Below are 20,457 nucleotides of genomic sequence, written 5' to 3'. Positions count from 1 at the left end.
GCGGTGCGGCGCCCGCGGGACCGGGGCCGGTGGCGGCCGTCTCGGGTGCGGACCCCGCCTCGGGGGCGGTGCCCGCGTGAACCGCGTCCTCGGGCTCGCCCTGGCGCTGCAGGGCCTCCTCTCGCGAGGAACCCGCCATCATCTGGCCGAGGACCCCGCGCGGGGTGTCCGGCCCGACGACGCCCATCAGCTCGCCGTGGAAGAACACGGCGATCCGGTCGGCCAGGGCGTAGATCTCGTCCAGCTCGGTCGAGACGATGACCACCGGTGTGCCGGCGTCGCGCTCGGCCACGATCCGCTCGTGGATGAACTCGATCGAGCCGACGTCGACGCCGCGGGTCGGCTGTGAGGCCACGAAGAGCTTGAGCGGGCGGGACAGCTCCCGCGCGACGACGACCTTCTGCTGGTTGCCGCCGGACAGCGTCGCGACGGCGTCGGAGACCGCGCCCATGCGGATGTCGAACTCGGCCGCCTTCTGCTGGGCGTTGCGCCGGATCGCGCCGCGCTTGAGCGAGGGCCCGGCGGAGAACTCGGGGGTGTCGAAGAGGTTCAGCACGAGGTTCTCCTCGATGCTGAAGGCCCCCACCAGCCCCTCCACGGTGCGGTCCTCCGGGACGAATCCGACGCCGGCCCGGATGACCTGCTTGGGCGAGCGCCCCAGCAGCTCCCGGCCCTCGAGCACGAGGCTGCCCGTGGCGCGCGGGTGCAGCCCCAGGACGGCCTCGGCGAACTCGGTCTGGCCGTTGCCCTGCACCCCGGCGATCGCGAGGATCTCCCCGCGGCGGACCTCCAGGTCGATGCCCCGCAGCAGCTGGACCCCGGTGGGCGAGACGAGCGAGAGGCCCCTGACCTCGAAGGCCGCCTCGCCCGGCTCGGCGTCGTCCTTGGCGACCGTGAGGTTCACGTCGTGGCCCACCATCATGGCGGCGAGCTCGGCGGTGGTGGCCGTGGGCTCCACGGTCCCCACGACCTTGCCCCGCCGGATCACGGTGATCTCGTCGGAGACCTGCCGGACCTCCCGCAGCTTGTGCGAGATGAACAGCAGGGACTTCCCGTCCGCGCGCAGCTGGGCCATGATCCCCAGCAGCTCGTCGGTCTCCTCGGGGGTCAGCACCGCGGTCGGCTCGTCCAGGATGAGGATCTGGGCGTCGCGGACCAGCGCCTTGATGATCTCGACCCGCTGCTGCACGCCCACGGGCAGGTCCTCCACGACGGCGTCGGGGTCCACCCGGAAGTTGTACCGCTCGGAGATCTCCCGGATGCGGCGGCGGGTCTCCTCGAGGTTCAGCGCCCCGCCCCGGGTCGTCTCGGAGCCCAGCGCCACGTTCTCGGCCACCGTGAAGACCGGTACGAGCATGAAGTGCTGGTGCACCATGCCGATGCCGGCGGCCATCGCGTCGCCGGGGCCGGAGAAGGCGACCTCGCGGCCGTCCAGGAGGATCTCCCCCTCGGTCGGCTCGTAAAGGCCGTAGATGACGTTCATCAGCGTCGACTTCCCGGCGCCGTTCTCCCCCAGCAGGCAGTGGACGGTGCCGGGCTCGACCGTGAGGTCGATCGCGTCGTTGGCGGTGAACGTGCCGAAGCGTTTGGTCACCGAGCGCAGTTCGAGTTTCATCGCGTGCTTTCGTGAGGAGGGGCGCCGGGCGGCCCGCGGGGTGAGCGGGCCGCCCGGCGGACGGGGGCGCGGCGGGAGGGCCGGCGGGCGGGAATGCGGCGGGAGGGCCGGCGCCTACTGGTTGTTCAGCGGGCTGGCCGGGGACTCGACCTTCAGCTCGCCGGAGACGATCCGGGACCGGATGTCGTCCAGCTCGGTCTGCAGGTCCTCGGGGACGTTGCCCGCCTGGTCGTGGAAGTCCGAGAGGCCGACGCCGTCGTTCTCCAGCGTGCCGACGTAGGGCTCGTTGGTGAAGTTGCCGTCGATGTCGTCCTTGATGGAGGTCTCCACGGCGTCGCCCATCTTCTTGATGACCGAGGTCAGCACGTACTCCTGGCCGCTGGCGAGGGTCTCGTAGCCGTCGGAGTCGACCCAGATGATGCGGGCCGGGTCGTCCGGGGAGCCGGCGTTGCGCTCGGTGATCGCGTCCACGGCGCCGTTGCCCACGGGGCCGGCCACCGGCATCACGATGTCGGCGCCCTCGTTGAGGAAGTTCTGAGTCGTGGTCTTGCCCTTGCCCGTGTCCTCGAAGTCGCCGGTGAAGGTGCCGGTCTGGGAGTCGGCGTTCCAGCCGAGCACCTCGACGTTCTCGCCCTTCTGCTCGTTGTAGTAGTTCACGCCCTCGGCGAAGCCGTCCATGAAAATCGTGACGGTGGGGATCTCCATGCCGCCGAAGGTCGCGACCTTGCCGGTCTCCGTGGTCCCCGCCGCCAGGTACCCGGCCAGGAACGCGGCCTGCGAGGTGTCGTAGATGATGGGGCGGACGTTGGGCAGGTCGATCTGGTTGTCGTCGACGATCGTGAAGTGCGTGTCCGGGTTGGCCTCGGCGGCCGCGGCGGTCTGGTCCGAGATGTTGAACCCCACGGTGACGACCATGTTGCAGCCGCTCTGGACCATCGAGTTGATGTTGGGGTCGTAGTCGGTCACCGCCTGCGACTCGGCCTCGCGGGTGGTGATTCCGTAGTCGGTCTCGGCCTTCTTCAGGCCCTCGTAGCTGTTCTGGTTGAACGAGCGGTCGTCGAAGCCGCCGGAGTCGGAGACGATGCAGCCCGCGTAGTCCTGGTTCTCACCGGAGGCCGCGGAGTCCTCCTCGGGGGCCGCGCCGCAGGCGGACAGGAGCAGGGCGGAGACGCCGAGGACGGATCCGGCGGCGAGGATCGTGGGGCGTCGGCGGGACGAGCGGGACACTGACATGGGTGACCTCCGGAGAGTGCCTGGGGACCTCCGCGAGCCCGTGGGTGACGGGACCGGCGGGGGTTTCCACCGGCGCGGACATTCGGCCCTGAGTGAAATGCGATACCCGTCCAGTCTATCCGGAAAAATCTCCCATCGTGGGACACGTCACGCCGGGTTCCCGGCTCCCATCAGCGCGAACGGTTCTCGTACTGGATGGATCGCAGCGCGGTCGCGGCCATGACGCGCACCCCGCACTCGATCGCGCGCTCGTCCGCGATGTAGTCGGGCCGATGCAGGTCGTAGGTGATGCCGCCGGGCACCCTGGTGCCCAGCCGCATCATGGACCCCGGGACCTCCTGGAGCATCCAGGCGAAGTCCTCACCTCCCATCGACTGCTCGACCAGGACCACGGATTCCTCCCCCAGCTCGGCGCGGGCGGCGTTCTCCAGCAGCGTCGTCTCGGTCTCGGTGTTGACCACCGGCGGGACCCCGGGCACGTGCTCCAGCTCGACCTCGACGCCGTACGGCGCGGCGACCTGCTCGACCACGCGGTCCAGCATCTCGCCGGCGCGGTACCAGGCGTCGGCGTCGAGGCAGCGCATCGTCCCGGCCATGTACCCGCTGCCGGGGATCGCGTTCGGGGCCACGCCCGCCTCGATCTGCCCCCAGACCACCAGCACACCGGCGCGGGCGTCGATGTTGCGCGAGAGCACCGCGGGGACGTTGATCGCGATCTGGCTCATCGCGAAGATCAGGTCCTCGGTGAGGTGGGGCCGCGAGGTGTGCCCGCCCCGTCCCTCGACCTGCAGCTTGATGGTGTCGGTCGCGGAGGTGATGGGGCCGATGCGGGTGCCGACCTGGCCGACGTCGACCTTGGGCTCGCAGTGCAGCGCGAAGGCCCGCGGGACGCCCTTGAGCGCGCCCTGCTCGATGCAGGCCAGCGCCCCGCCGGGCAGCTTCTCCTCGGCGGGCTGGAAGATGATCCGCACGGTCCCGGCCAGGGCCGAGGTGGCGTCGAGGTCGGCGAGCGTCAGGGCGACGCCGAGCATCACGGTCTGGTGGATGTCGTGCCCGCAGGCGTGCATGACGCCCTCGTGGGCCGAGGCGAACTCCAGCCCGGTCTCCTCCTGGATCGGCAGGGCGTCGATGTCGGCGCGCAGGGCCACGGCGATCGGCCCCTGACCGATGTCCACGTAGCACCCCGTGGGGGTCAGCCGCACCGGGTGCAGGCCCGCGGCCTGGAGCCGCTCCACGATGCGGTCGGTGGTGCGGTGCTCGCGGAAGGACAGCTCGGGATTCCGGTGGACCGCCCGGCGGAAGTCGATCAGCTCGGGCAGGAAGGCCCGCACGAACGGCGTGACGAGGGGCTGCTGGCTGTCCAGTTCGGAAGTGATGGGGCTGTTGACCATACCCACGACTCTAGCGCCCCCGCGGACGCCCGCGGACGATGAACGAGGTGACGCCCCGTGACGCACGCACGACGACGCCGCCCTCCCGGCCCCGGGGTGGGGCGGGAGGGCGGCGTCGTCGTCGGTGCGGCCGGGGTCAGAAGGCCCGGGCCAGGACCGCCTGCTTGACCTCGGCGATGGCCTTGGTGACCTGGATGCCGCGGGGGCAGGCGTCGGTGCAGTTGAAGGTCGTGCGGCAGCGCCACACGCCCTCCTTGTCGTTGAGGATCTCCAGGCGGAGGTCCCCGGCGTCGTCGCGCGAGTCGAAGATGAACCGGTGGGCGTTGACGATCGCGGCCGGGCCGAAGTACTGGCCGTCGGTCCAGAACACCGGGCACGACGAGGTGCACGCGGCGCACAGGATGCACTTGGTCGTGTCGTCGAAGCGCTCGCGGTCCTCCACGGACTGGTAGCGCTCGCGCTTGGGCTCGTGCCCGTCGTTCATGAGGAAGGGCATGATCTCGCGGTAGGACTGGAAGAACGGCTCCATGTCCACGATCAGGTCCTTCTCGCACGGCAGGCCCTTGATGGCCTCGACGATGACCGGCTTGGACAGGTCGAGGTCCTTCAGCAGGGTCTTGCAGGCCAGGCGGTTGCGACCGTTGATGCGCATCGCGTCCGAGCCGCAGATCCCGTGCGCGCACGAGCGGCGGAAGGAGAGCGAGCCGTCGATCTCCCACTTGACCTTGTGCAGCGCGTCGAGGACGCGGTCGGTGCCGAACATCGTCAGCTGCCACTCGTCCCAGCGGGGCTCCGCGGAGACCTCGGGGTCGTAGCGGCGCACCCGCAGGGTCACCTCGAACGTGGGGATCTCTCCCCCGCCGCCCTGCTCCTGGGGAAGGTCGACCTTGGAGGCCGGCTCGGCTGCTTCCTTTTCCTGGGTAGTCATCAGTACTTACGCTCCATCGGCTCGTAGCGGGTGAAGATGACGGGCTTGGTCTCCAGACGGATCCCAGCCACGCTGTCGGTCTCCGCCTCGGGATCAAGGTAGGCCATCGAGTGCTTCATGAAGTTCTCGTCGTCGCGGTCCGGGAAGTCCTCGCGGAAGTGACCGCCGCGGGACTCCTCGCGGTGCAGCGCGGCGACCGCCATGACCTTGGCCAGCTCCAGCAGGAAGCCCAGCTCCACGGCCTCGAGGAGGTCGAGGTTGAAGCGCTTGCCCTGGTCCTGGATCGCGATCCGGGTGTAACGATCCTCGAGCTCGGCGATCTTGTCCAGTGCCGAGTGGATGGTCTTGGCGGTGCGGAACACCTGCATGTCGGCGTCCATGACGTCCTGCAGCTCCTTGCGCAGCACGCCGACCTTCTCCTCGCCGTGCCCACTGCGCATCAGTTCCAGCAGGGCCTCGGTGCGCTCGGTGGCGTCGTCGGGGATCGGCAGGAACTCCGCGGTGGCGGCGTACTGGGCGGCCTGGATGCCCGCCCGGCGGCCGAAGACGTTGATGTCCAGCAGCGAGTTGGTGCCCAGGCGGTTGGAGCCGTGCACCGAGACGCAGGCGACCTCGCCGGCCGCGTACAGGCCGGGGATGGTCTCCTCGGAGTTGCGGAAGACCTCGGCCTCGATGTTGGTGGGGATGCCGCCCATCGCGTAGTGCGCCGTCGGGAACACCGGCACGGGCTCCGTGTAGGGCTCGACGCCCAGGTAGGTGCGCGCGAACTCGGTGATGTCCGGCAGCTTCGCGTCGATGTGCGCCGGCTCGAGGTGGGTCAGGTCCAGCAGGACGTAGTCCTTGTTGGGACCGCAGCCGCGGCCCTCGCGGACCTCGTTGGCCATCGAGCGGGCCACGATGTCGCGGGGGGCGAGGTCCTTGATCGTCGGGGCGTAGCGCTCCATGAACCGCTCGCCCTCCGAGTTGCGGAGGATGCCGCCCTCGCCGCGGGCCGCCTCGGAGACGAGGATGCCCAGCCCGGCCAGCCCGGTCGGGTGGAACTGGACGAACTCCATGTCCTCCAGGGGCAGGCCGCTGCGCAGGGCGATGGCCATGCCGTCGCCGGTCAGGGTGTGCGCGTTGGAGGTGGTCTTGAAGATCTTGCCGCAGCCGCCGGAGGCGAACACGATCGACTTGGCCTGGAAGACGTGGATCTCGCCCGAAGCCAGGTCGTAGCTCACGACGCCGGAGGGGCGGCGCACGCCGTCGACCTCGGTCATGATCAGGTCCAGCACGTAGTACTCGTTGTAGAACTCGACGTTGTGCTTGACGCAGTTCTGGTAGAGCGTCTGGAGGATCATGTGCCCGGTGCGGTCGGCCGCGTAGCAGGCGCGGCGGACCGGGGACTTGCCGTGGTCACGCGTGTGACCGCCGAAGCGGCGCTGGTCGATACGGCCCTCGGGCGTGCGGTTGAACGGCAGGCCCATCTTCTCCAGGTCGAGCACGGCGTCGATGGCCTCCTTGGCCATGACCTCCGCGGCGTCCTGGTCCACCAGGTAGTCGCCGCCCTTGATGGTGTCGAAGGTGTGCCATTCCCAGTTGTCCTCCTCCACGTTGGCCAGCGCGGCGCACATGCCGCCCTGGGCCGCACCCGTGTGGGAGCGCGTGGGGTAGATCTTGGTCAGTACGGCGGTGCGGGAGCGCTGCCCGGCCTCGATGGCCGCGCGCATGCCCGCGCCGCCGGCACCGACGATGACCACATCGTACTTGTGAACCTGCATTCTTGGGATGCTCTTTCTATCGATGAAACGTCTCGTGGTGACGGGCGCGGCAGCGCTGCCGCGCCCGTCAGGGCCTCGTGTGGCCCGCGGCTACGGCGCGGAGCAGAAGGAGGCCAGCAGCTCCGGGTCGGCGCCGGCGGGGCAGGGCTCGAAGGTGAAGATCACCAGGGTGCCGACGAGGATCACGAAGGCGGATCCCAGGTACAGCAGGCCCTTGAGCCAGATCCGCGTGCGGTCGCGCTCGGCGTAGTCGTCGATCACGGTGCGCACGCCGTTGGTGCCGTGGATCATCGCGAGCCACAGCATCACCAGGTCCCAGACCTGCCAGAAGGGGTTGGCCCACTTGCCGCCGACGAAGCCGAAGTCGATCGCGTGGACGCCGTCGCCGACCATCAGGTTGGCGAAGAGGTGGCCGAAGATCAGCACGATCAGGATCACGCCGGAGACGCGCATGTAGAGCCATGCGTACATCTCGAAGTTGTTGCGCTTGCGGCCCGAGCGGTTGTACTTGACGCCCGCCACGGACTTGTCGCTGCTGCGGGGGACGGCGATCTTGGATTTCAGAGGAGTTGCCATGGGTCAGTGCCCTCCAAAGACGATCGAGAGGTGGCGGATCAGGAACGGGACCATGACGACGACCCACAGGACGAGGACGCCCCACAGCATCGCCTTCTGGTTCTTCGCGCCGTTCTTCCAGAAGTCGACCAGGATGATGCGCAGGCCGTTGAAGGCGTGGTAGACGATCGCGGCCACCAGGCCGGCCTCGCCGAGCCCCATGATGGGGTTCTGGTAGGTGGCGATCACGGCGTTGTAGGCCTCCGGCGAGACCCGCACGACGGCGGTGTCGAGCACGTGCACCAGCAAGAAGAAGAAGATCGCGATACCCGTGACGCGATGCGCGACCCAGGACCACATGCCCTGGCGGCCGCGGTAGAGGGTGCCCCTGGCTGTATTCGGCACTGAATAACCTCCCTGATTGATCAATGGGGTGGGCACGACGCCGGTTCTTCCGGGCCGGCGGGGCCCACGGTTCACCCACCGTCCGCGCCGAGCGGACGGTGGTCCGGACGCGGGGAGGTGTGCGAGTTCTCCCCTCCACATTACCAGCAGCGGGGCACCCTTAGTGACACTGTGTCCGCCCGCGAAGGCCCGGAATGACGCGGGAATAGCTCACAAAAGGATGCTCTATTGCCCAGCGTCGGGGGCTCCCCCGCGCCACGACGGGGAAGGCCCGAGCGCCACTTAGGGTCATCGCGCCCTGAAGTCACCGGACGGACCGCTTTCGGGCTGTCGCAGGATTACCGGATACCCTGGAGACGATGAGCTCTGCAATCGAACACTTCCATCCCTTCATCCCGGCCGGCGGCGTGGGTTCCCGCCTCTGGCCGCTCTCGCGCGCCGACGCCCCGAAGTTCCTCCTGGACCTCACCGGCTCCGGCAGCTCGCTCCTGCGGTCCACCTACGACCGCCTGGTCGACCTCGGCGAGGACGGGGTGATGGTGATCACGGGGCGCTCCCACGCCCCCGCGGTCCGCCAGCAGCTTCCGGAGTGCGCCGAGGTGGACCTCGTCCTCGAGCCCTCGCCCAAGGACTCCGGTGCGGCCATCGGGCTCGCGAGCGCCATCCTGGCCCGTCGCGACCCGGAGGCGATCGTCGGCTCCTTCGCCGCCGACCACGTCATCGAGCCCACCGAGGTCTTTCACCGCGCCGTGCGCGAGGCCGTGGAGGCCGCCGCGACCGGGCGCATCGTGACCATCGGGGTCACCCCCACCTCCCCGTCCACGGGGTTCGGCTACATCCGGGCGGCCGAGAGCCTCGGCGTCGAGACCGCGCCCAGCGCGCTCAAGGTCGCCGAGTTCGTGGAGAAGCCCGACGCGGACACCGCCCGCGAGTACGTGCGCAGCGGCGAGTACGCCTGGAACGCCGGCATGTTCGTCGCCCCGGCCCGGCTGCTGCTCCAGCACCTGGAGGCCAGCCAGCCCGAGCTGCACGCCGGCATCGTGGAGATCGCCGACGCCTGGGAGACCGACGCCCGGGACGAGGTCATGGACCGGGTCTGGCCGACGCTGCCCAAGATCGCGATCGACTACGCGGTGGCGGAGCCCGCGGCCGCGGCGGGCGACGTCGCGATGGTCCCGGCCAGCTTCACGTGGGACGACGTCGGCGACTTCGCGGCGATCTCCCGGCTGAACCGCGCCGTCGACGTCGACGAGGTCGCGGTCCTGGGCAAGAACAAGCGGGTCATGACCGACAACGCCTCGGGCATCGTCGTCTCGGACACCAGCCGGATCGTGGCGCTGATCGGGATCGAGGACATCGTCGTCGTCGACACCCCCGACGCCCTGCTGGTCACCACGCAGGAGCACGCCCAGCGGGTCAAGAACGCGGTCGACGCCCTCAAGAAGAACGGCGAGACCGACGTCCTCTGAGGCGGGCTCGCGCGGCCGCGGAGGTCGGACGCGCACGGGGGCATCCGCCGCCGGGTGAGGTCGGCGCGGACGGGCCCTCGCGGCCATGGGACCGGGCGACCGCATCGGCCGTCCGCCGGTCAGGTGCGCAGAGCCGACCGTCCGCCGGTAAAGCGCGCAGAGCCGACCGTCCGCCGGTCAGGCGCGCAGCGCGATCTCGCCGATGCGGCGCCACCCCGAGAGGTCCCCGGTGAAGACGCCGAGGGAGACGGCGTCGAACACCGCCTCGACGTCCGCGAGCTCGGCTGCCACCCGGTCCAGCTCCGCGCCCTCGAGGCCCTGGGCCACCGTGAGGTGCGGGTGGTAGTCGAAGGGCGAGGCGTCCGGCAGCACCGCGGCGCAGCCCCGGTGGAGCCGCCGCAGGCGCTCCGCGCCCTCGGCGACCCGGACGTAGACGACGTCGCTGACCGGTCTGAACGTGGCCGCGCCCCGCAGCCGCACCGGGCCGGGCCCCACCCCGGCGCAGGCGGCGCGGACGCGCTCCAGGAGCGCCTGGTCCCCGGGGTCGGACTCCGAGGTCCGCTCGGTGATGAACACCGTGATGTGGGCGGGCACCCCGCCGTCCGCCGGCTCCCGCCCGCCGGCCGCGACGAGGCGCCGGACCTCCTCCGGGACCTCCAGCACCACGCTCAGGTAGCACCGCCCCGACCCGAGCGTGGGACTCCGGTCGGGGCCCGCCTCCCTCGGCTCCGAGCGCCCTCTCTGCATGGCTGCGTCCCGCGCTAGCCCCGGGGCGGCAGGAAGCCGACCCGTTCGTAGACCGCCTCGACGGTCGGGCCGGCGATCTCCCGCGCCTTCTCCGCGCCCACGGCCAGGAGGCGGTCCAGCTCGGCCGGGTCGTCCATGATCTCCAGGGCGCGCTCCCGGATGGGGCCGAGGGTCTCGACGGCGACGTCGGCCAGCCCCACCTTGAGGTGCCCGTACATCTTCCCCTCGTACTCGGCCACGATCTCCTCGACCGGGCGCCCCGTCAGCGACGAGTAGATGGTCAGCAGGTTGGATACGCCCGGCTTGGCCTCGCGGTCGAAGCGGATCTCGGTGCCGTCGTCGGTGACGGCCGACTTGATCTTCTTGGCCAGCTTCTTCCGCTCGTCCAGCAGCCAGATGATGCCGTTGGGCGAGGCCGAGGACTTCGACATCTTGGCCTGCGGGTTCTGCAGGTCGTAGATCTTGGCGGTGTCCTTGAGGATCTTGGCCTCGGGCACCGTGAAGGTCTCGCCGAAGCGGGCGTTGAAGCGCTGGGCCAGGTTCCGGGTCAGCTCGAGGTGCTGGCGCTGGTCCTCCCCCACCGGGACCTGGTCGGTCTGGTAGAGCAGGATGTCCGCAGCCATGAGGACGGGATAGGTGAACAGGCCGGCGGTCGCGTTCTCGGAGCCCTCCTTGGCCGACTTGTCCTTGAACTGCGTCATGCGCGAGGCCTCGCCGAAGCCGGTGATGCAGGACAGCACCCATGCCAGCTGCGCGTGCCCCGGCACGTGGGACTGGACGAAGAACGGCGTCTTCTCCGGGTCGATGCCGGCCGCGATGTACTGGGCGGCCGTGCGGCGGGTGCGCTCGCGCAGCTGGGCGGGGTCCTGCGGCACGGTGATGGCGTGCTGGTCGGGGATGAAGTAGATGCACTCGTTGTCCGACTGCATCTCCACCCAGTTGCGCACCGCCCCGATGTAGTTGCCCAGGTGCATCGAGTCGGCCGAGGGCTGCACCCCGGAGAAGACGCGCGGGAGGCGGGTTGCGGTGCCGGCGGCCGCGGGTGCGGCGGCGGGGGTCTGGGTCATCTGCTTCTTCCTCGTGGGTGCTGCGGGGTTCGGCCCGCCGGGCGGGAGGCCCCGCGGCGGGCGGGGTCTCAGACGCGGTAGTCCACCACGACCGGGGCGTGGTCGGAGAACCGGGTGTCGTAGCTGGGGGCGCGGTCCACGACGGCGTCGGCCGCGGAACCGGCCAGCGCGGGGGTGGCCATGTGGTAGTCGATGCGCCAGCCGGCGTCGTTGTCGAAGGCCTGGCCGCGGTAGGACCACCACGTGTACGGGCCGGGGACCTCGCCGGCGAGGCTGCGGGCGACGTCGACGTACCCGACGTCGCCGAAGAACCGGTCGAAGTAGGCCCGCTCCTCGGGGAGGAAGCCCGCGTTCTTGAGGTTGCCCTTCCAGTTCTTGATGTCCAGCTCGGTGTGGCCCACGTTGAGGTCGCCCACGATCAGCACGTGGTCGGAGCGCTCGGCCAGCGCGGGCAGGCGCTCCAGCATGACGTCCAGGAACCGGTACTTGTCGTCCTGCTTGGGCGTGCCGACGTCGCCCGAGTGGACGTAGGCCGAGACCACGGTGAGCGTCTGACCGCTGGGCAGCCGGTAGTCGGCCTCGACCCAGCGCCCGGCGGTGGCGAAGTACTCGTCGCCGATGTGGTCGCGGGTCTCCAGCAGCTCGCCGTGCGGGGCGTCCTCGCCCTCGGCGGGGCGACGGGTCGCGATGGCGACCCCAGCGCGCCCCTTGGCCTCGGCCTCGGCGTGGAGGATGTCCCAGCGCTCCTCGTCCAGGAGCTCACGGACGATCTTGTCCGGGGCGCGCACCTCCTGCAGGCACAGGATGTCGACGCCGCGCTCGGCCAGCCAGCCGGCCATGTCGCGCTTGTAGGCGGCGCGGATGCCGTTGACGTTCACGGTGGCCACGCGCAGGGGCCGGGTGTTCGGGGTGGTTTCCGCCATCGGGGAGGATTCCTTTCGTGCCGGGAGGGCGCGCGTGAGATCCGGTCGGGGACGCGGCCCGCGCGCGGGGCGTGAGGAGGTGGTCAGTCGACGACGGTGCCGCTGATCGGGCCGTCCGAGCGGACCATGCCCATGCCGTTCTTGGCGGTGATGTTGATGGTGTCGACGGCCCGGTCGATCTGCTCCCGCTCCGCCTGCTCGCCCTTGTCCAGCTCCTCGCTGAGGACCTTGGCCTGGACGAGGACGATCTGGAAGCTGTGGGCGATCTTCTGGTCGCGGATCGCGTCGCCCTCGCCGGCGGAGGTCGCCGCGGCGGGGGCCCGCCCGGAGGCGCCGCGCAGCTCGTTCTCCATGCGGGTCATCGCGTCGCGGCCGAAGCGCAGCGTCCCGCGCACCATGAACAGCACGTACACGGCGATGGCGAGCCAGCCGCCCGCGATCGCCGCGAGGATCCAGCCCAGCACCGATGACTCGTTGGCGGCCTGGATGATGGCGAAGACGAAGATCAGCACGAGCACCGCCATGCCGATCACGGTCGCCCACAGGGCGGTCCGGGAGGTCCTGCGGTCGGTGGCGGAGCCGGGCATGCGGGGGTCGTTGGGTCCGATCGAATGCATGGTGCCCATTGTACAAGCGCGGCGCGGGCGCAGGGGCCCGCGCCGGGAAGTCCCGGAGGACTCCCCGGCGCGGACGGGTCAGGCCGCCGCGCGCTCCGCGGCGTCGACCACGTTCACCAGCAGCATGGCGCGGGTCATGGGCCCGACGCCGCCCGGGTTGGGCGAGACCCACGAGGCCTTGGCCGCCGCCTCGGGGTGGACGTCCCCGGTCAGCCGCTTCTTCCCGGTCGCGGTGTCCAGCACGCGGGAGACCCCGACGTCGAGGAGCACCACGCCGTCCTTGACCTGCTCGGGCCGCACGGCGTGCGGGACCCCGATCGCGGCCACGACGACGTCGGCCCGGCTCAGCACCGCGTCGAGGTCCCGCGTGCCGGTGTGCGCGAGCGTCACGGTCGCGTTGACGTCGCGGCGGGACAGCAGCAGCCCCAGCGGCCTGCCCACGGTGATCCCCCGGCCGAGCACGACCACGTCCTTGCCGACGAGGTCGATGTGGTGCCGGCGCAGCAGCTCGACGATCCCGTGCGGGGTGCACGGCAGCGGGGCCTCGCCCTCGCCGTAGACGTCGAGCACCAGCCGGCCCAGGTTGGTCGGGTGGAGGCCGTCGGCGTCCTTGTCCGGGTCGATCCGCTCCAGGATGGCCTGGGTGTCGATGTGCCCGGGCAGGGGCAGCTGCACGATGTAGCCGGTGCAGGCCGGGTCGGCGTTCAGCTCGTCGATGACGGCCTCCAGCTCCTCCTGCGAGACGGTCTCCGGCAGCTCCCTGCGGATCGAGGCGATGCCGACCTCGGCGCAGTCGCGGTGCTTGCCGCCCACGTAGGAGTGCGACGCCGGGTCGTCCCCGACCAGCACGGTCGCCAGGCCGGGGACGATCCCCCGCTCCTTCAGGCGCGCCACCCGCTCGGCGAGCTCGCCCTTGATGGCGCCCGCGGTGGCCGTGCCGTCGAGCCGCTGGGGGCCCTGTGCGGCGGGCGCCTGCGTCGTCTGCTGTTCGGTCTCCGCCATTCCTACCAGCTCTCCAGGCCCTCGTAGAGCGGGAAGTCCTGGGCCAGGCGGTCCACGCGGGCGCGCAGGGCCTCGACGTCGGGGCTCGGGGTCAGGGCGCCGGCGATGATGTCCGCGACCTCCTCGAACTGCTCCTTGCCGAAGCCGCGGGTCGCGAGCGCGGGGGTGCCGATGCGCAGGCCCGAGGTGACCATCGGCGGGCGGGGGTCGTTCGGCACGGCGTTGCGGTTCACCGTGATGCCGACCTCGTGCAGGACGTCCTCGGCCTGGCGGCCGTCGAGCTCGGAGTCGCGCAGGTCGACCAGCACCAGGTGCACGTCGGTGCCGCCGGAGAGGACCTTGATGCCGGCCTCGGCGACGTCGGACTGGGCCAGGCGGTCGGCCAGCGCGCGGGCGCCCTCCACCGTGCGGCGCTGACGGTCCTTGAACTCCTCGGAGGCGGCGATCTTGAAGGCCACGGCCTTGCCGGCGATGGCGTGCATGAGCGGCCCGCCCTGCTGGCCCGGGAAGACGGCGGAGTCGATCTTCTTCTTGAGGTCCTCGATGCACAGGATGACGCCGGAGCGCGGGCCGGCGAGGGTCTTGTGGACCGTGGAGGTCACCACGTGGGCGTGCGGCACGGGGTTGGCGTGGATGCCCGCGGCCACCAGGCCGGCGAAGTGGGCCATGTCGACCCACAGGTAGGCGCCGACCTCGTCGGCGATGCGGCGGAAGGCGGCGAAGTCCTGCTCGCGGGGGTAGGCCGACCAGCCGGCGACGATCACCTTGGGCTTCGCCTCCAGCGCGACCTCGCGGACCTTGTCCATGTCCAGGCGGCCCGTCTCCGGGTCGAGCTCGTAGGCGGCGATGTTGTACAGCTTGCCGGAGACGTTGAGCTTCATGCCGTGGGTCAGGTGGCCGCCGTGGGCCAGGGAGAGGCCCATCAGGGTGTCCCCGGGCTGCATGAGCGCCATCATCACGGCGGTGTTGGCCTGGGCGCCCGAGTGGGGCTGGACGTTGGCGTGCTCGGCGCCGAAGAGGGCCTTCGCGCGGTCGCGGGCCAGGTCCTCGACGACGTCGACGTACTCGCAGCCCCCGTAGTACCGGCGGCCCGGGTACCCCTCGGCGTACTTGTTGGTGAGGACCGAGCCCTGGGCCTCCAGCACCGCGCGCGGGGCGAAGTTCTCGGAGGCGATCATCTCCAGGGTGTTGCGCTGGCGGCCCAGCTCGTTCTGGATGGCCTCCGCCACCTCGGGGTCGAGCTCGGACAGCGGAAGGTTGTTGACTTCCCGGGCGGAAGGGTTGCTCATGCTTCTCCTGATACGACTGGCGCACGCCACCTCGGTGGCGCGGCGCACCTGAAAGCTGTCCCACACAGTCTAGGACACGAGGACCCTCCGGGCCCCCTTGTCCACAGGGCGGGATGCCGCGCTGGAAATCCGTTCTCCACAGCGGGAATGCGCGGCGGGTGAGAGTCCTTACAGTGGGTACAGAACCATTCCGCTCCGGGAGGATCGGTGTTTAATAGTCTGAAGCTCCTGACGTCTATCCGCTGGAAGAGCCTCTCATGAATCCCCTGAACTCCCTCGCGTCATCGGATCCTCTGAACCTCCGGTCGGGGGCCCCCTTCCACCCCTCGGCGGGTCAGGAGGCCTGGCGGCCGGTGCTGCCCATGATGGTCCCCTACCGCGCGGTCATCTTCGACATGGACGGCGTGGTCACCGACACCGCCACGGCCCACTCGAACGCGTGGAAGACGCTGTTCGACGCGATCCTGGCCGACCCCCGTCTGGAGCCCGTCGACGGCCGTGCGGCCGAGGAGATCAACCGCCGCGAGTTTTCCATCTCCCGCGACTACCGTCCCCACGTGGACGGCCGGTCCCGCGAGGACGGCGTCCGCACGCTGCTCGCCTCCCGCAACGCGGCGCTGCCCGAGGGGGCGGAGCTCGACGCCGCGGGCGCCTGGACCGTGCACGGCCAGGCGCGCAGCAAGAACGACTTCTTCCAGGCCGAGCTGGAGCGCAACGGCGTCACGGTTTTCAAGGGCACCGTGGACTTCGCGCGTCGCCTGAAGGAGGGCGGCACGCCGATCGCGCTGGTCACCGCGTCCCGCAACTCCCGGCGGGTCCTGGAGGCGGCCGGCCTGTCCGACCTCTTCGAGCTGATCATCGACGGGACCTACGCCCAGGAGCACGGCCTGCCGGGCAAGCCCGCGCCGGACATGTTCCTGGCGGCCACCACCGCGCTGGGCGTGGACCCCTCCGAGGCCGTGGTCATCGAGGACGCCGTCTCGGGCGTGCGCGCCGCGCGGGCCGGGGGCTTCGGCCTGGTCGTGGGCATCAACCGCCACGGGGACCGGCACGACCTCCAGCGGGCGGGCGCCGACGTCGTGCACAACGACGTCGCCGAGCTGGACCTGGGCCTGGTCCGCGACGACTCCTGGAAGCTGGCCTACCGCGGCTACGACCCCAAGCACGAGGGCCACCGCGAGTCCCTGCTGACCCTGGCCAACGGCTACATGGGGGTCCGCGGGGTCAAGGCCGAGCGGCAGGACGACGGCGTGCACTACCCGGGCACGTACATCTCCGGAGTCTTCAACCGGGTCGTCTCGCACATCAACGGACGCAACCTCGAGCACGAGTCGATGGTCAACGTCCCCAACTTCCTGTGCCTCGACGTGCGCCTGCGCGACGGCGAGTGGTGGTCCGAGGGCGGGCTGCGCCCCCTCGAGGAGCTCACCGAGCTGGACCTGCGCCACGGCGTCCTGCGCCGCGAGGCCCTGCTCGAGGAGGTCTTCCCGGACGAGTCCCGGCGTCAGCGCGGGACCCCGCGCCGCCTGCGCGTCGTCCAGCGGCGCCTGGTCTCGATGGCCAACCGGCACCTGGCCGCCATGGAGACCACGCTGACCCCCGAGGGCTGGTCCGGCCGCATCCACGTGCGCAACGGCATCGACCCCTCGGTGACCAACAACAACGTCGCGGAGTACCGCGAGCTCGCCCGGCACCACCTGGTGGCCGAGACCTCGACGACGCTCCCCGACAACACCCTGATCAACGTGGTGCGCACCAACCAGTCGGAGCACGAGGTCGCCATCGCCCAGCGCACCAAGGTGACCGAGGGCGCCGAGTCGCGCCTGGAGCGCGAGATCCGGCCCGGCGGCGTCGAGATGCGCCGGTACCACCTCAACGCGCACGACGGCCACGGCATCACCTTCGACACCACCACGGCCGTGGTGACCTCCCGGGACTCCGCGATCGCCTCCGCCGCCCTCGGCGCGGTCGAGATGCTCAACCGCAACCCCACCGGGTTCAAGGCGCTCTACGGTCCGCACTCTCAGACCTGGTCCCGGCTGTGGGCCCGGTTCTCGGTCGACATCGACACCGACATCACGACCATGCTGGCCCTGCGCCTGCACATCTTCCACATCGTGCAGACGCTGGGGCCCAACGTGGCGCTCTCCGACGCCGGGGTCACGGCCCGCGGCCTGCACGGCGAGGGCTACCGCGGCCACATCTTCTGGGACGAGATCTTCATCCTCCCGATCATCACCATGCGGTTGCCCTTCGTGACCAAGGCCCTGCTGGCCTACCGCTGGTCGCGGCTGCCCGGCGCGCGGCACAAGGCGCGGGAGTTCGGGGCGGAGGGCGCCATGTTCCCGTGGCAGTCCGGCTCGGACGGCCGGGAGGAGACCCCGGTCGAGCTGTACAACCCGCACTCCGAGCGGTGGATGCCCGACAACTCCTGGCGCCAGTTCCACGTGGGGCTGTCCATCGCGTACAACGCGTGGCAGTACTACCAGGCGACCGAGGACATCTCCTGGCTGGGCCACGAGGGCTCCGAGCTGATGATCGAGATCGCCCGGTTCTTCGCGTGCCTGGTCAGCTACGACGAGTCCGACGGCCGGTTCCACATCAACGGGGCCATGGGCCCGGACGAGTACCACGACGGCTACCCCGGATCCGTCTACGGCGGCGGCGTCAAGGACAACGCGTACACCAACATCATGGCGGCGTGGATGTTCCGGCGGGTCACCGAGATCTTCGACCAGCTGCCGGAGCACCTCGCGGACCGCGTCCGCTCGGCGCACGGGATCCGCGACGCCGAGCTGGACCTGTGGCGCAGGATGTCGCAGCACATGGCCGTGCCCTTCAACGCCAACGGCACCATCAGCCAGTTCGAGGGGTATGACGACCTCCGCGAGCTCGACTGGGACTACTACCGCCGGAAGTACGGCAACATCGGGCGGATGGACCTGATCCTCGAGGCCGAGGGCGACGACACCAACGACTACAAGCTGTCCAAGCAGGCCGACACCCTCATGCTGGTGTACCTGTTCGGCCAGCACGGGCTGAAGACCGAGCTGCACCACCTCGGGTACGACGTGCCCGTGGAGTGCATCCGGGAGACCATCCGCTACTACCTCCAGCGCACCTCCAACGGCTCGACCCTCTCGCGGGTGGTCACGGCCTCCATCCTGGCGCGCGTGGACCGGCACCACTCGTGGTCGGTGTACCAGGACGCGCTGTCCGCCGACCTGGACGACACCCAGGGCGGCACGACCCAGGAGGGCATCCACCTGGGGGCGATGTGCGGGACCCTGGACGTGATCCAGCGGGCCTACGCGGGCCTGCAGGTCTACGACGACTGCATCAGCCTGGACCCCTCGATGCCTGAGCACCTCCGCTCGGTGGGCTTCGAGGTGCAGTACCGCGGGCAGCTGCTGGACGTGTTCATCGACGGCGAGAACGTCCGGGTCACCGCGCGCTCGCGCCGCGCCCCCGACGTCATGGTCCGGATCGGCGATCACACCACCGTGCTGTCCGGCGGCGAGTCCTTCGAGCGCCCGCTGGCGGAGCTCGGCTAGGGCGATCCCGCGCCGTGCGCTGACGAGACGGGCCGGGCGTCGGCGTCGGCGGGCAGTCCGCGGCGGCGCAGGAAGGCCGCCACCAGCGCCCCGGAGACGTTGTGCCACACCGAGAACACCGCGCCCGGCAGGGCCGCCTCGGGGGTGAGGTACGTCCGGGCCAGGGAGGTCGCGAGGCCGGAGTTCTGCATCCCGACCTCGATGGCCGTGGTGCGCCGCCCGGTGATCGGCACGCCGCACAGCGCCGCGGCGCCGTAGCCCAGCAGGTAGCCGAGGCCGTTGTGCAGGATCACGGCCAGCAGGACCAGGAGCCCCGCCGAGACGATCGCCTCGGCCGAGCCCGCGACGACGATCATGACGATCGCCGAGATCGCCGCGACCGAGATCCACGGCAGGGCGGGGGTCACGGCCAGGACGAGCCGCGGCAGCAGCCACCGGACGAGGACGCCCGCCAGCACGGGCGCCAGGACCACCTGCAGGATGGACAGCATCATGGCCCCGCCGTCGACGTCCATGTACTGCCCCGCGAGCCACATGCACAGCAGCGGCGTCAGGAACGGGGCGATCAGCGTCGAGATGGAGGTCATGGCCACCGAGAGCGCGACGTCGCCCTTGGCCAGGTAGGACACCACGTTCGACGCCGTGCCCCCGGGGCAGCACCCCACCAGGATCACGCCGGCCGCGAGCGCCGGCGGAAGCTGCAGCGCCCAGGCGACCCCCGCCCCGACCAGCGGCATGATGACGAACTGGGCGACCACGCCGATCACCACCGGGATCGGCTTCCGCGCCACCAGGGCGACGTCGGGCCAGGTCAGCGTGAGCCCCATGCCGAACATGACGACGCCGAGCAGCGGGTTCACGAGCCCGGACAGGCCCGCGAAGGCGGGCGGGAAGAGGAAGCCGACGACGCCGGCCGCGAGGATGAGCAGCGGGAAGAGGGTCACCGCGACCAGGGCGCTGCGATCCTCGGCCGTGCGAGCGGTTGATGAAGACATGGTCACCGGTCTACCAGATCCGCGCGCGGGCCCCGCCCTCGGGCCGGCGGCGTCCCAGCTGATGGGCGGTCCCGTCAGGACGTGGGTAGTCTGGGGTCACACCGGCCGCACGGGCCGGCACGGCGAGACCCGCGACGCCGGGACCGGGTCGGCGAGGAGTCCCATGAGCAACACCGAGGCCCACCCCGCCGAACGGGTCTGCGCGAACGAGCCGCCCCCGCCCGGCGCCGCTCCGGCCGGGACGCCGCCGCTGGAGATGCTCCCGCCGCGGGAGGTCCCGCTCGGCGGGCCCCGCGCGATGGGGGTCCGGCGGGTCCTCCCCCAGCGTGAACGCTCGCTCGTGGGCGCCTGGTGCTTCCTGGACTCCTACGGGCCCGAGGACGTCGCCGCCGGCGGCATGCGGGTGGCCCGGCACCCGCACACGGGGCTGGCGACCGTCTCCTGGCTGTTCGAGGGGAGGATCGACCACCTCGACTCGGCCGGGAACTGGGCGACCGTGCGGCCCGGCGAGGTGCACCTGATGAACGCCGGGGCGGGCATCACCCACCAGGAGTTCTCCACCGCCGACACCGGGGTGCTCCACGGCGTCCAGCTCTGGTACGCGTTCCCGGATCGGGCCCGCTTCTCGGAGCCGTCCCTGGCCTCGCACCGGCCCGAGCCCGTCCTCGGCCCGGGGTACGCCGCTCTGGTGTTCGCCGGCACGCTGCTCGGCGCCTCGTCCCCCATCCGCACCCACCTGCCCCTCACCGGCGCCGATCTGCGCCTGGAGCCGGGGGCCCGCCTCGACGCCCGCGGATCGCGGAGGGCGGCACCGGCCGGCATCGACCGACCGGTCATGGCCGACCAGCCCCCTTGGCCGATCGGCCACGTCCGGCCGACAGTCGTCGACCGGCCGACAGCCGTCCAC

At 70.9% G+C, this 20,457-nt stretch carries 17 protein-coding genes; 3 read left to right on the top strand and 14 right to left on the bottom strand.

What is annotated here, in order from left to right; translation table 11 throughout:
- From NBM05_RS13785 to sdhC, 7 genes are all read right to left on the bottom strand, one after another.
- Positions 1-1,615 (bottom strand): ABC transporter ATP-binding protein (locus NBM05_RS13785; protein WP_254168644.1); only part of this gene is annotated, 1,615 nt, incomplete at its 3' end.
- Positions 1,616-1,729: 114 nt separating this feature from the next.
- Complete coding sequence (locus NBM05_RS13780) at positions 1,730-2,848, bottom strand: BMP family lipoprotein (protein ID WP_254168642.1); 1,119 nt, start codon at positions 2,846-2,848, stop codon at positions 1,730-1,732.
- Positions 2,849-3,018: 170 nt separating this feature from the next.
- Positions 3,019-4,239, bottom strand: a complete 1,221-nt coding sequence (locus tag NBM05_RS13775) for an amidohydrolase (protein WP_254168641.1) — start codon at positions 4,237-4,239, stop codon at positions 3,019-3,021.
- A gap of 136 nt (positions 4,240-4,375) precedes the next feature.
- Positions 4,376-5,167: a succinate dehydrogenase iron-sulfur subunit gene (locus NBM05_RS13770; RefSeq protein ID WP_254168639.1), complete on the bottom strand. Its 792-nt coding sequence runs from the start codon at positions 5,165-5,167 to the stop codon at positions 4,376-4,378.
- The gene (sdhA, locus tag NBM05_RS13765) at positions 5,167-6,927 is read right to left on the bottom strand and encodes a succinate dehydrogenase flavoprotein subunit (RefSeq protein WP_254168637.1); all 1,761 of its coding nucleotides are present in this window, start codon (positions 6,925-6,927) and stop codon (positions 5,167-5,169) included. Before sdhA ends, NBM05_RS13770 begins: the two co-directional genes overlap by 1 nt.
- A 90-nt stretch (positions 6,928-7,017) precedes the next feature.
- Complete coding sequence (locus NBM05_RS13760; protein WP_254168635.1) at positions 7,018-7,503, bottom strand: succinate dehydrogenase hydrophobic membrane anchor subunit; 486 nt, start codon at positions 7,501-7,503, stop codon at positions 7,018-7,020.
- A gap of 3 nt (positions 7,504-7,506) precedes the next feature.
- Positions 7,507-7,887 (bottom strand): succinate dehydrogenase, cytochrome b556 subunit, encoded by a 381-nt coding sequence (gene sdhC, locus NBM05_RS13755; protein ID WP_254168633.1) that lies wholly within the window; start codon positions 7,885-7,887, stop codon positions 7,507-7,509.
- A 359-nt stretch (positions 7,888-8,246) separates the two neighbouring features.
- On the opposite strand from sdhC, the gene NBM05_RS13750 reads away from it, so the two are divergent.
- Positions 8,247-9,356 (top strand): mannose-1-phosphate guanylyltransferase, encoded by a 1,110-nt coding sequence (locus NBM05_RS13750; protein WP_254168631.1) that lies wholly within the window; start codon positions 8,247-8,249, stop codon positions 9,354-9,356.
- A 177-nt stretch (positions 9,357-9,533) separates the two neighbouring features.
- Here NBM05_RS13750 and NBM05_RS13745 read toward each other — a convergent pair whose 3' ends face one another.
- The 6 genes from NBM05_RS13745 to glyA all read right to left on the bottom strand — a co-directional run bounded on the left by NBM05_RS13745 (position 9,534) and on the right by glyA (position 15,001).
- Positions 9,534-10,103, bottom strand: coding sequence for a 2'-5' RNA ligase family protein (locus tag NBM05_RS13745; RefSeq protein ID WP_254168629.1), 570 nt, complete (start codon positions 10,101-10,103; stop codon positions 9,534-9,536).
- A gap of 14 nt (positions 10,104-10,117) precedes the next feature.
- Entirely contained in the window at positions 10,118-11,170 is a 1,053-nt protein-coding gene (gene trpS / locus NBM05_RS13740; protein WP_254168626.1) for a tryptophan--tRNA ligase, read from the bottom strand.
- A gap of 68 nt (positions 11,171-11,238) precedes the next feature.
- Positions 11,239-12,093: an exodeoxyribonuclease III gene (locus NBM05_RS13735; protein WP_254168624.1), complete on the bottom strand. Its 855-nt coding sequence runs from the start codon at positions 12,091-12,093 to the stop codon at positions 11,239-11,241.
- 83 nt (positions 12,094-12,176) lie between these two features.
- Complete coding sequence (locus tag NBM05_RS13730; protein WP_254168622.1) at positions 12,177-12,710, bottom strand: hypothetical protein; 534 nt, start codon at positions 12,708-12,710, stop codon at positions 12,177-12,179.
- Between the two features lie 78 nt (positions 12,711-12,788).
- Positions 12,789-13,712, bottom strand: a complete 924-nt coding sequence (locus NBM05_RS13725; RefSeq protein WP_254168620.1) for a bifunctional methylenetetrahydrofolate dehydrogenase/methenyltetrahydrofolate cyclohydrolase — start codon at positions 13,710-13,712, stop codon at positions 12,789-12,791.
- Positions 13,713-13,714: 2 nt separating this feature from the next.
- Positions 13,715-15,001, bottom strand: coding sequence for a serine hydroxymethyltransferase (gene glyA, locus NBM05_RS13720; protein WP_254168618.1), 1,287 nt, complete (start codon positions 14,999-15,001; stop codon positions 13,715-13,717).
- 257 nt (positions 15,002-15,258) lie between these two features.
- Between glyA and NBM05_RS13715 the strand changes: the two genes are divergently transcribed.
- Positions 15,259-18,555, top strand: coding sequence for a beta-phosphoglucomutase family hydrolase (locus NBM05_RS13715; RefSeq protein ID WP_254168616.1), 3,297 nt, complete (start codon positions 15,259-15,261; stop codon positions 18,553-18,555).
- Here NBM05_RS13715 and NBM05_RS13710 read toward each other — a convergent pair.
- On the bottom strand, positions 18,552-19,550 hold the full coding sequence (locus NBM05_RS13710; protein WP_254168614.1) for a bile acid:sodium symporter family protein: 999 nt from the start codon (positions 19,548-19,550) through the stop codon (positions 18,552-18,554). The genes NBM05_RS13715 and NBM05_RS13710 overlap by 4 nt on opposite strands.
- Before the next feature lie 163 nt (positions 19,551-19,713).
- Between NBM05_RS13710 and NBM05_RS13705 the strand changes: the two genes are divergently transcribed.
- Positions 19,714-20,457 (top strand): pirin family protein (locus NBM05_RS13705; RefSeq protein WP_254168612.1); only part of this gene is annotated, 744 nt, incomplete at its 3' end.

Origin of the sequence: Rothia santali, from assembly GCF_024199905.1 — a bacterium.
Lineage (GTDB): Bacteria > Actinomycetota > Actinomycetes > Actinomycetales > Micrococcaceae > Rothia > Rothia santali.
This window is presented reverse-complemented; position numbering and strand designations above follow the sequence as displayed.

Coding starts and splice junctions, on each gene's coding strand:
- NBM05_RS13780 (WP_254168642.1), bottom strand. CDS start 2,848: ATGTCAGTGTCCCGCTCGTCCCGCCGACGCCCCACGATCCTCGCCGCC.
- NBM05_RS13775 (WP_254168641.1), bottom strand. CDS start 4,239: ATGGTCAACAGCCCCATCACTTCCGAACTGGACAGCCAGCAGCCCCTC.
- NBM05_RS13770 (WP_254168639.1), bottom strand. CDS start 5,167: ATGACTACCCAGGAAAAGGAAGCAGCCGAGCCGGCCTCCAAGGTCGAC.
- sdhA (WP_254168637.1), bottom strand. CDS start 6,927: ATGCAGGTTCACAAGTACGATGTGGTCATCGTCGGTGCCGGCGGCGCG.
- NBM05_RS13760 (WP_254168635.1), bottom strand. CDS start 7,503: ATGGCAACTCCTCTGAAATCCAAGATCGCCGTCCCCCGCAGCAGCGAC.
- NBM05_RS13750 (WP_254168631.1), top strand. CDS start 8,247: ATGAGCTCTGCAATCGAACACTTCCATCCCTTCATCCCGGCCGGCGGC.
- NBM05_RS13745 (WP_254168629.1), bottom strand. CDS start 10,103: ATGCAGAGAGGGCGCTCGGAGCCGAGGGAGGCGGGCCCCGACCGGAGT.
- trpS (WP_254168626.1), bottom strand. CDS start 11,170: ATGACCCAGACCCCCGCCGCCGCACCCGCGGCCGCCGGCACCGCAACC.
- NBM05_RS13735 (WP_254168624.1), bottom strand. CDS start 12,093: ATGGCGGAAACCACCCCGAACACCCGGCCCCTGCGCGTGGCCACCGTG.
- NBM05_RS13730 (WP_254168622.1), bottom strand. CDS start 12,710: ATGCATTCGATCGGACCCAACGACCCCCGCATGCCCGGCTCCGCCACC.
- NBM05_RS13725 (WP_254168620.1), bottom strand. CDS start 13,712: ATGGCGGAGACCGAACAGCAGACGACGCAGGCGCCCGCCGCACAGGGC.
- glyA (WP_254168618.1), bottom strand. CDS start 15,001: ATGAGCAACCCTTCCGCCCGGGAAGTCAACAACCTTCCGCTGTCCGAG.
- NBM05_RS13715 (WP_254168616.1), top strand. CDS start 15,259: ATGAATCCCCTGAACTCCCTCGCGTCATCGGATCCTCTGAACCTCCGG.
- NBM05_RS13710 (WP_254168614.1), bottom strand. CDS start 19,550: ATGTCTTCATCAACCGCTCGCACGGCCGAGGATCGCAGCGCCCTGGTC.